Source organism: Streptomyces sp. T028 (assembly GCF_048159505.1).
In the GTDB taxonomy this organism is placed as follows: Bacteria; Actinomycetota; Actinomycetes; order Streptomycetales; family Streptomycetaceae; genus Streptomyces.
On record NZ_JBLRVZ010000079.1, the window covers coordinates 48,813 to 58,675 of the forward strand.

A 9,863-nucleotide genomic window follows, 5' to 3' on the forward strand; every position below is an offset into this window, starting at 1 on the left:
CCTAGCGTCTGCAGACATGGCTCTGGCAACGCGGACGGACCGACGGCCGTCGATGGCGCGTACCGTGTGGGACTCCTCCGTCGGCAAGAAGACGGTGATGGCCGTCAGTGGACTGATCATGCTGCTGTACCTGGTCGTCCACATGATCGGAAACCTGAAGATCTTCTTCGGGCCGGGCGAGTTCAACCACTACGCGCACTGGCTGCGCACCGTCGGCGAACCGTTCATGCACTACGAGTGGACGCTGTGGCTGGTCCGCGTGGTGCTGGTCGTCGCCGTGATCGCGCACGCCACATCCGCCTACCAGCTCAGCCGGCGTGACATCAGGGCACGCCCCAGCAAGTACGTGCACAGGAAGCCCCGGGCGAGTTACGCGACGCGCACCATGCGCTGGGGCGGGATCATCCTCGGCCTGTTCATCGTCTGGCACCTCCTGGACCTGACCACCGGCACCGTGCACAGCGGCGGCTTCCAGGAGGGCCACCCCTACCAGAACGTCGTGGACACCTTCTCCACCTGGTACGGCAACGTCATCTACATCGTCGCGATGCTCGCCCTCGGCCTGCACGTCCGGCACGGCTTCTGGAGCGCCGCCCAGACCCTCGGCGTCGGCAGCCGCACCCGCGACCGCGTCCTGAAGGCCACGGCGAACGTCCTCGCGCTGCTGCTCACGGCCGGCTTCATCGCCGTACCCGTGGGCGTCATGACCGGAGTGGTGAGCTGAACATGACCTACACCGAATACGCGGCCGGCGAACCCCTCGTCGACGCAAAGGCCCCCGCGGGCCCCGTCGCCGAGCGCTGGGACAAGCGCCGCTTCGAAGCGAAGTTGGTCAACCCCGCCAACCGGCGCAAGCACACGGTGATCGTCGTCGGCACCGGTCTGGCCGGCGGTTCGGCGGGCGCCACACTCGCCGAACAGGGCTACCACGTCGTCCAGTTCTGCTACCAGGACTCCCCGCGCCGCGCCCACTCGATCGCCGCCCAGGGCGGCATCAACGCGGCGAAGAACTACCGCAACGACGGGGACTCGATCCACCGGCTGTTCTACGACACCGTCAAGGGCGGCGACTTCCGGGCGCGCGAGTCCAACGTGCACCGCCTCGCCCAGATCTCCGTCGAGATCATCGACCAGTGCGTGGCCCAGGGCGTGCCCTTCGCCCGCGAGTACGGCGGACTGCTCGACACCCGCTCCTTCGGCGGCGTGCAGGTGTCCCGGACCTTCTACGCCCGCGGCCAGACGGGCCAGCAGCTGCTGCTAGGCGCGTACCAGGCCCTCAGCAGGCAGATCGCCGCCGGGAACGTGGAGATGCATCCGCGCACCGAGATGCTCGACCTGATCGTCGTCGACGGCCGGGCGCGCGGGATCGTCGCCCGGGACCTGATCACCGGCAGGATCGACACCTACTTCGCGGACGCCGTCGTCCTCGCCAGCGGCGGCTACGGCAACGTCTTCTATCTGTCGACGAACGCCATGAACTCCAACGCCACCGCGATCTGGCGGGCGCACCGGCGCGGCGCGTACTTCGCCAACCCCTGCTTCACGCAGATCCACCCCACCTGCATCCCGCGCACCGGCGACCACCAGTCCAAGCTCACGCTGATGAGCGAGTCGCTGCGCAACGACGGCCGGATCTGGGTGCCCAAGGCCAAGGGCGACACCCGCCCGGCACACGAGATCCCCGAGGACGAGCGCGACTACTACCTGGAGCGCATCTACCCGTCCTTCGGCAACCTGGTCCCGCGTGACATCGCCTCCCGCGCCGCGAAGAACGTCTGCGACGAGGGCAGGGGTGTCGGACCCGGTGGGCAGGGCGTCTACCTGGACTTCGCCGACGCCGTCCAGCGGATGGGCCGTAAGGCCGTCGAGGCCAAGTACGGCAACCTCTTCGACATGTACCAGCGGATCACCGACGAGGATCCGTACCGGGTGCCGATGCGGATCTACCCGGCGGTGCACTACACGATGGGCGGCCTGTGGGTCGACTACGACCTGCAGACCACGATCCCCGGTCTGTTCGCGATCGGCGAGGCCAACTTCTCCGACCACGGCGCGAACCGGCTCGGTGCCTCGGCGCTGATGCAGGGCCTGGCCGACGGCTACTTCGTCCTCCCGGCCACCATCAACGACTACCTCGCCCGCAACCCGAGGCAGGGCGAGGTGACGGCCGGACACCCCGTCGTGCAGGAGGTGCTGGCCGAGACCCAGGACCGGCTCAACCTGCTGCTGTCCGTGGACGGCGACCGCACCCCCGACTCCTTCCACCGCGAGGTGGGCGAGCTGATGTGGGAGTTCTGCGGCATGGCCCGTACGGACGCCGGACTGCGCAAGGCACTGGAGCGCATCCCGCAGATCCGCGAGGAGTTCTGGCGCCGCATCAAGGTTCCCGGCACCGGTGAGGAGTTCAACCAGTCCCTGGAGAAGGCCAACCGGGTCGTCGACTACCTGGAGCTGGCCGAGCTGATGTGCCTCGACGCCCTGCACCGCGCCGAGTCCTGCGGCGGCCACTTCCGCGAGGAGTCCCAGACCCCCGACGGCGAGGCCGCCCGCAAGGACGAGGAGTTCGCCTACGCGGCCGCCTGGGAGTTCACCGGCACCGGCGAGGCTCCCACCCTGCACAAGGAAGACCTGGTCTTCGAGTACGTCCACCCCACCCAGCGGAGCTACGCATGAAGCTCACCCTGCGCGTCTGGCGGCAGCGCACCGCCGACGCCGACGGCGCCATGTCCACGTACGAAGTCGACGGCGTCTCGCCGGACATGTCCTTCCTGGAGATGCTCGACACCCTCAACGAGGACCTCATCCTGCGCGGTGAGGACCCGGTCGCCTTCGACCACGACTGCCGCGAGGGCATCTGCGGCGCGTGCTCCCTCGTGATCAACGGTGACGCGCACGGGCCCGAGCGCACCACCACCTGCCAACTGCACATGCGCTCCTTCGCGGACGGCGACACGATCGACGTCGAGCCGTGGCGGGCGTCGGCCTTCCCGGTGATCAAGGACCTGGTGGTCGACAGGAGCGCCTTGGACCGGATCATCCAGGCCGGCGGCTACATCACCGCCCCGACCGGGGCCGCGCCGGAGGCGCACGCGACGCCGGTGCCGAAGCCGGACGCGGACCTCGCGTTCGAGCACGCGGAGTGCATCGGCTGCGGGGCGTGCGTCGCCGCGTGTCCCAACGGGGCCGCCATGCTGTTCACCTCCGCCAAGGTCAACCATCTCAACGTACTGCCGCAGGGGGCGCCCGAGCGGGAGACGCGGGTGCTGGACATGGTGGCGCAGATGGACGAGGAGGGGTTCGGGGGGTGCACGCTCGCCGGGGAGTGTGCGACCGCTTGTCCGAAGGGGATTCCGCTGGTGTCCATCACGAGCATGAACAAGGAGTGGCTGCGGGCGGCTCGGAAGGTGAAGCCGTGACGCCGTAGGGAAACGGTCGGCATGGGGCGAACGCCTGGCATTCAACATTCCCACATCCCCGCTCCCGGCACCGGTCACGTACACGCCAACCAGGGTCGGGAGAAACAGGGGGAGCGCCACCGTCCCCGATGTGGCCCGTGCCCAGGAGTGAGCCATGACCGGCGTTTCCACCCTCGACCGTCCCCAGCAGTCCACGGCACCCGTCCGCTACACCGTCACCCTGGCCCGCGACGAGGCCGACGTACGGGCCGCGCAGCGGCTGCGGCACGAGGTGTTCGCCGGTGAGATGGGCGCCCTGCTGTCCTCCCCGCAGCCGGGCCTGGACGTCGACCCGTTCGACGCCTACTGCGACCACCTGCTGGTGCGGAACGCGGAGACCGGCCAGGTCGTCGGCACCTACCGGCTGCTGCCCCCGGAGCGTGCCTCGGTCGCCGGACGACTCTACTCGGACAGCGAGTTCGACCTGAGCCGCCTCGACGCGATCCGGCCCGGACTGGTCGAGGTGGGCCGCTCCTGCGTGCACCCCGACCACCGCGACGGCGCCGTCATCGGCCTGATCTGGGCCGGCATCGCCCGCTACATGGTGGACCGCGGCCACGAGTGGCTGGCCGGCTGCTGCTCGGTCCCGCTCGCCGACTGCGGCGCCCTCGCGGCCGCCACCTGGGACCGGGTCCGCGAGAAGCACCTGGCGCCGGAGGAGTTCCGGGTGCGTCCGCTGCTGCCGTGGGCGCCGAAGGAGGTCGTGGGCCCGGCCCCGGCCGCCCGCACCGAACTGCCCGCCCTGCTGCGCGGTTACGTCCGCCTCGGCGCCTGGGTGTGCGGCGAGCCCGCGCACGACCCGGACTTCGGCGTCGCCGACCTGTACGTGCTGCTGTCGATGCGCCGGGTCAACGCGCGCTACCTGCGGCACTTCCTCTCCCTCGTGCCGAGCGCCTCATGAGCGTCTGGCTGCCCGGCGCGCCCTGCACCCCGCGGGCGTGCGTGGAGGACACGGCGTCCTGGACGGCCGTACCGCGGGCCGTGCTGCGGCTCGTGACGGTGGTCGTCCTGGTGCTGACCGGGGTCGTCCTGTCCCCGCTCGCACGGTGGATCCCGGCGGGCGCGATACGGGGGTGGAGCCGGGCCGTCGTACGGGCGGCCGGGGTCCGGATCCGGATGACCGGCGGGCCCGCGCCCGCCACCGGCGGACTGCTCCTGGTCGCCAACCACATCTCCTGGCTGGACATCCCGCTGCTGGCCGGGGTCCGCCCGGCCCGGATGCTCGCCAAGAAGGAGATCAGGGAGTGGCCGGTCGCGGGAGCGATGGCCGTGAACGGTTGCCTGTTCATCGACCGGGACCGGCTGCGCGCCCTGCCCGGCACGGTCGCCACCATCGCCGGGGCGCTGCGGTCCGGGCGGGCGGTCGCGGTGTTCCCGGAGGGCAGCACCTGGTGCGGCCGCGCCCAGGGACACTTCCGGCGGGCCGTGTTCCAGGCCGCGCTGGACGCGGGGGTGCCCGTCCAGCCCGTCCGGATCCGCTACCGGGATGCCGCCGGGGAGGCCAGCACCGCGCCCGCCTACGTCGGCGACGACTCGCTGCTCGCCTCGCTGTGGCGGGTGACCTCGGCACGCGGCCTGGTCGCGGAGGTCGAGGTGCTCCCGCTGCTCGCACCGGGCAGCGCGGCCGACCGCAAGGCACTCGCGGCGGCGGCCGGGGCACGGGTCCTGCCCGGTCCCCACGAGCACCGTCCGGTGTCCCACGAGCACACTCCCGTGTCCCACGAAGACCGTCGTGCGTCCGATGAATTCCCCGCAAGCGGGGGGTCGTCGGGCGTGCGGGATGGGATCATGGCGCGCGTCCCGACCATCTGAGGGGAGCGCGCGTGAGCACCAGCCCGGCCGGCAGAACGGTCCTGGTCACCGGAGGCAGCGGCTTCGTCGCGGCGCACCTGGTACGGCAGCTCCTCGAGCGCGGCCACCAGGTGCGTACGACGGTCCGCAGTACGGCGAACACCGCCAAGCTCGCACCCCTGCGAGCCCTCCAGGACGCCCACCCCGGCCGGCTCGACCTCTTCGAGGCGGACCTGCTGCGGGAAGGCTCCTTCGACGAGGCGATGAAGGGCTGCGCGGTCGTCTTCCATGTGGCGTCGCCCTTCCTGATGCCGGAGAAGATCAAGGACGGGCAGCGGGACGTCGTCGACCCGGCCCTGCACGGCACCCGCAACGTCGTCGCCTCCGTCGACCGCACGCAGACAGTGGAACGCCTGGTATTCACCTCCACCGTGGGCGCGGTCTTCGGCGACTACGCGGACGTCGACCACATGGACGGCCGGGTCCTGTCGGAGAAGTACGTCAACACCACCAGCACGGTGGAGAACAACCCGTACCACTACGCCAAGACGGTCGCGGAGAAGGCCGCCTGGGACGCCGAGGCCGCGCAGAGCCGCTGGCGCATGGTCTCCCTCAACCCCGGCCTGATCCTCGGCCCCTCCCTCACCCCCGCCTCCGACTCGGGCAGCCTGTTCCTCCTCGACGAGCTGTTCAAGGGCTACTTCTTCTACGGTGCCCCCGACTTCAGCTTCACCACGGTCGACGTGCGGGACGTGGCCGCCGCCCACATAGCCGCCGCCGAACAGCCCGACGCCCACGGCCGGTACATCCTCGCGGCGCAGGAGATGACCTCCTTCCACCAGATGGCGAGGATCCTCCTCAAGCACCACCCGCGCGACCTGCGCCTGCCCCGCACCGCCCTCCCGCACTGGCCGGTCCGCGTCCTGGGCCCCGCCTTCGGCCTCTCCCAGGACTACATCCGGGGGCACCTCGGCATCCGCTTCCGCGTCGACAACCACCGCAGCACCGACGAACTGGGCCTCACCTACCGCCCGGTCGAGGAGACCCTCCTCGACCACTACCGCTCCTGGCGCGGGCAGCGGGGGCGGCCGGTCACGTCCGGCTGACGATCCGGGCCAGTCGCCGGTAGGAGTCCAGCAGGGCCTCGCGGTCGTACGTGCTGGTCGTGACCAGGACCTCCTGCGCGCCGGTCTCCTTCAACAAGGTTTCCAGTTCGTGCGCCACCTGCTCCTCCGCGCCGACGATGTGGCCGGTCAGGCCGGACTCGTAGAAGCCGCGCTCCTTGGCGGTCATGGTGCGCGCCTCGACCCGCTCGGCGGGCGGGAGCGGCGGGAAGGAGCCGTGGGTGCGGGAGTACGCCATCGACCAGGCCTCCGGGAGCAGCAGCCGCCGGGCCTCCTCGGAGGTGGCGGCCACGGCGACGGTTCCGGAGACGACGACGTAGGGTTCTGGAGCCCAGGGGGAGGGGCGGAACAGCGCGCGGTAGGTGTCGATCCCGCGCCGCATCCTCTCGCGGTTCCTGAGGTCGCCGATCACCATCGGCAGGCCCGCGCGGGCCGCGATCGTCGCGCCCTCGCCCATCGCCAGCACGAACGGCGGCACCGTCAGCCCCTCCGCGGGGTAGGCGTGCACGCGGGTGGGGGAGGCGCCCCGGAACCAGCCGAGCAGCTCCTCCAGCTGGGCCGCGAAGTCCCCGGCGTCGTCCTTGCCGTGACCGAGGGCCCTGCGCACCCCGTCGGTGAAGCCCACCGACCGGCCCAGCCCCATGTCGATCCGGCCCGGGAAGAGGGATTCCAGGACGCCGAACTGCTCGGCCACCACCAGCGGCCGGTGGTTGGGCAGCATCACCCCTCCGGTGCCGACCCGGATCGTGCGGGTCGCCCCGGCCACGGCGGCGGCGAGCACGGTGGGCGCCGAGCCCGCGACCCCGGGGACACCGTGGTGCTCCGAGACCCAGAACCGGTGGAAGCCGAGGCGCTCGGCCTCCCGCGCCAGCGACACCGTGTCCCGCAGCGCCTCCGCCGCGGTGTGCCCCTCGCGAACGCGGGAGCGGTCGAGGACGGAGAAGCGGGCCGGGGCGATCGCGGAGCTCATGCCTCGTTCAACAGCTGACGGCCCAGGGGATTCCCGGGAAGATGGGGCCGTGACCGACAGCAGCGGACGGCCGATCGCCGTGTTCGATCTGGACAACACCCTCGCCGACACGGCCCACCGTCAGCGTTTCCTGGAGCGCAGGCCGCGCGACTGGGACGCGTTCTTCGCCGCCGCGCCCGAGGACCCGCCGATCCCGCAGGGCGTCGCCCTGGTGCTGGAGCAGGCCGGGGAGTGCGAGGTCGTCTACCTCACCGGCCGGCCGGAGCGCTGCCGGCGGGACACACTGGAGTGGCTCAGCGCCCACGGGCTGCCCGAGGGGCGGGTGTACATGCGGCGCAACGCCGGGTGGGCGGGCGGGGGAAGAGGTGACCGCAGGCCCGCGCGCCGTACCAAATTGGAGATCCTGCGTCGGCTCGCCCGGACCCGCGAGGTGCGGATGCTGGTGGACGACGACGCGCTGGTCTGCGAGGACGCCGAGCGGGCGGGATTCCGGGCCGTCCTCGCGCGCTGGAGCGCGCCGTCGCCGGAACTGCGCGAGGCGCAGGAGGGGGAGGGGCGTACCTGATCGTCGATCAGGTCCGTCAGGCCGACTCGTCCAGGCGGAACCCCACCTTCAGCCCCACCTGCCAGTGCGCGATGTCGCCGTTCTCGAGCTGCCCGCGCACCTGGGTGACCTCGAACCAGTCCAGGTTGTGCAGGGTCTGCGAGGCGCGGCCGATGCCGTTGCGGATGGCCTGGTCGACGCCGTCGGGCGAGGTGCCGACGATCTCCGTGACCCGGTAGGTGTGGTTCGACATCGGATGCTCCTCTCGGCCGTGTCACTCCACCGTGCCCCAATCGGCGACGCACCGCCATGCCACGCCACTCGAAACCGCACAATAAAAGCCTATTTTCCTATCCACGCGGTGATATAAGGATCATGTGAGGAATGTGATCTGCGAGTGGGGGTTCGAAGGAGACCATGCGCCGGTTCAGAATCGCGATGTCCCGGCAGGCGCCGGTTCCCGTGGCGCGCCACCCCGTCCAGCGTGTGGAGACACGGGCCCTGTGGTATGGCCCCTTCTCCGTCTGTGTCGACCTCACCGCCGCGGCCCTGCCGGTCGCCGCGGCGATCGTGGAGGTCCATGAGCCCCATCCCCTGCGTCTGGCGGCCGCCGCGGCCCTGCTGTGGCCGCTCATCGGGGTGGTGAGCAAGCGGTACACGTCCCTCGCCTGGGGCGACGGAGGCGGGCTGCGTGCCGTCGCCCGGGACTGGCTGGTCCTGGTCGGCGCCCTGGCGACCCTGCGGGTGGTCTGCGGACTGCAGAGCGTGCCCGCCGAGGCGTTCACGGCGCTCATCCCGGCGCTGGTGTGCACCGGCGTCTGCCAGAAGGTGATCCACCGTCATCTGCTGGCCGCCCGCCGCAACGCCCGCGCCCTGCGCCACGTCCTGGTCGTCGGCGAGGCCTCGGCCCTCGACGCCATGGTCGGACAACTCGCCCAGCGCACCGACCACGAGTACGTCATCGTCGGCGCCTGCCCGGTGGGCGAGGACGAGGTGACCTCGGGCGTCCCCGTGTGCGCGCAACTGCCGCGCGAGGCACCCGACACACCCGACTCGGACGCCGCCGTCGTCCTCGGCGCGGCCGACGAACTCGGCGCCGACCTGGTCTTCGTGGCGCCCGGGCCGTACCTGAACGGCGAGCGGATGCGCCGGCTGTCCTGGGCGCTGTACGACAGGGGCCGCTCCCTCATGGTCCTGCCCGGCATCACCGACGTGGCCCGCCGCCGGGTGCGGCTGACCTCGGCGGCCGGTCTGACCCTGCTGCACATCGCCCCGCCGCTGCAGCGCGGTGTGCACGCCGTCACCAAGACGGTGGTGGACCGGACCGGCGCACTGCTGCTGATCCTGCTGCTCTCACCGCTGCTGCTCGTGCTGGCGCTGAGCGTCCGGCTCGGCTCACCGGGCCCGGTCCTGTACCGCCAGACCAGGGTCGGCCGGCACGGCATGCGGTTCGCCATGTGGAAGTTCCGCACGATGGTGGTCGACGCGGACCGGCTCAAGGGCGGGCTGGAGCAGCAGAACGAGAACGACGGGCACATGTTCAAGATGCGCCGCGACCCCCGGGTCACCCCGGTCGGACGGGTCCTGCGCCGCTACTCCCTGGACGAGCTGCCCCAGCTGTTCAACATCCTCTTCGGCCACATGTCCCTGGTGGGCCCCCGCCCGCCGCTGCCCGAGGAGGTCGTCAAGTACAACGGCGTCGAGATGCGCCGGCTCAGCGTCCGGCCGGGCCTGACCGGACTGTGGCAGGTCAGCGGACGCTCCGACCTGTCCTGGCGCGAGACGGTCGCGCTCGACCTGCGCTACGTCGACAACTGGTCACTGTCCGGCGACGTCGACGTCATGGCCCGCACCGTCCGCGCGGTGCTGAACGGCCAGGGTGCCTACTAGGGCGTGTTTCGAAAGTAGCGTCGTCCGCCCGTAGGGCGGGCCCGGCGGCGTCTGGTGCGTGCGATCGCAAGGCGGAGGGTCGCCCCGAT

The 9,863-nt window shown here is 71.3% G+C and carries 10 protein-coding genes; 8 read left to right on the forward strand and 2 right to left on the reverse strand.

Annotated elements, in window-relative coordinates; genetic code table 11:
- Window positions 1-52 precede the first annotated feature (52 nt).
- The 6 genes from ACLZN2_RS48675 to ACLZN2_RS48700 all read left to right on the forward strand — a co-directional run bounded on the left by ACLZN2_RS48675 (window position 53) and on the right by ACLZN2_RS48700 (window position 6,352).
- On the forward strand, window positions 53-724 hold the full coding sequence (locus ACLZN2_RS48675) for a succinate dehydrogenase (RefSeq protein WP_416986515.1): 672 nt from the start codon (window positions 53-55) through the stop codon (window positions 722-724).
- Window positions 725-726: 2 nt separating this feature from the next.
- Window positions 727-2,673 (forward strand): fumarate reductase/succinate dehydrogenase flavoprotein subunit, encoded by a 1,947-nt coding sequence (locus ACLZN2_RS48680; protein ID WP_416986505.1) that lies wholly within the window; start codon window positions 727-729, stop codon window positions 2,671-2,673.
- Window positions 2,670-3,416 (forward strand): succinate dehydrogenase/fumarate reductase iron-sulfur subunit, encoded by a 747-nt coding sequence (locus tag ACLZN2_RS48685; RefSeq protein WP_416986506.1) that lies wholly within the window; start codon window positions 2,670-2,672, stop codon window positions 3,414-3,416. Before ACLZN2_RS48680 ends, ACLZN2_RS48685 begins: the two co-directional genes overlap by 4 nt.
- Window positions 3,417-3,570: 154 nt before the next feature.
- Entirely contained in the window at window positions 3,571-4,356 is a 786-nt protein-coding gene (locus ACLZN2_RS48690; protein WP_416986507.1) for a GNAT family N-acetyltransferase, read from the forward strand.
- Complete coding sequence (locus tag ACLZN2_RS48695) at window positions 4,353-5,267, forward strand: lysophospholipid acyltransferase family protein (RefSeq protein WP_416986508.1); 915 nt, start codon at window positions 4,353-4,355, stop codon at window positions 5,265-5,267. Before ACLZN2_RS48690 ends, ACLZN2_RS48695 begins: the two co-directional genes overlap by 4 nt.
- Before the next feature lie 11 nt (window positions 5,268-5,278).
- Entirely contained in the window at window positions 5,279-6,352 is a 1,074-nt protein-coding gene (locus tag ACLZN2_RS48700; RefSeq protein ID WP_416986509.1) for an NAD-dependent epimerase/dehydratase family protein, read from the forward strand.
- Here ACLZN2_RS48700 and ACLZN2_RS48705 read toward each other — a convergent pair.
- Entirely contained in the window at window positions 6,339-7,340 is a 1,002-nt protein-coding gene (locus ACLZN2_RS48705; protein ID WP_416986510.1) for an LLM class flavin-dependent oxidoreductase, read from the reverse strand. The two genes, ACLZN2_RS48700 and ACLZN2_RS48705, sit on opposite strands and share 14 nt — an antisense overlap.
- Before the next feature lie 49 nt (window positions 7,341-7,389).
- Between ACLZN2_RS48705 and ACLZN2_RS48710 the strand changes: the two genes are divergently transcribed.
- Entirely contained in the window at window positions 7,390-7,905 is a 516-nt protein-coding gene (locus ACLZN2_RS48710) for a hypothetical protein (RefSeq protein ID WP_416986511.1), read from the forward strand.
- A gap of 16 nt (window positions 7,906-7,921) precedes the next feature.
- Here ACLZN2_RS48710 and ACLZN2_RS48715 read toward each other — a convergent pair whose 3' ends face one another.
- On the reverse strand, window positions 7,922-8,137 hold the full coding sequence (locus ACLZN2_RS48715) for a dodecin (protein WP_416986512.1): 216 nt from the start codon (window positions 8,135-8,137) through the stop codon (window positions 7,922-7,924).
- 164 nt (window positions 8,138-8,301) lie between these two features.
- On the opposite strand from ACLZN2_RS48715, the gene ACLZN2_RS48720 reads away from it, so the two are divergent.
- The gene (locus ACLZN2_RS48720; protein WP_416986513.1) at window positions 8,302-9,774 is read left to right on the forward strand and encodes a sugar transferase; all 1,473 of its coding nucleotides are present in this window, start codon (window positions 8,302-8,304) and stop codon (window positions 9,772-9,774) included.
- Window positions 9,775-9,863: the final 89 nt, after the last annotated feature.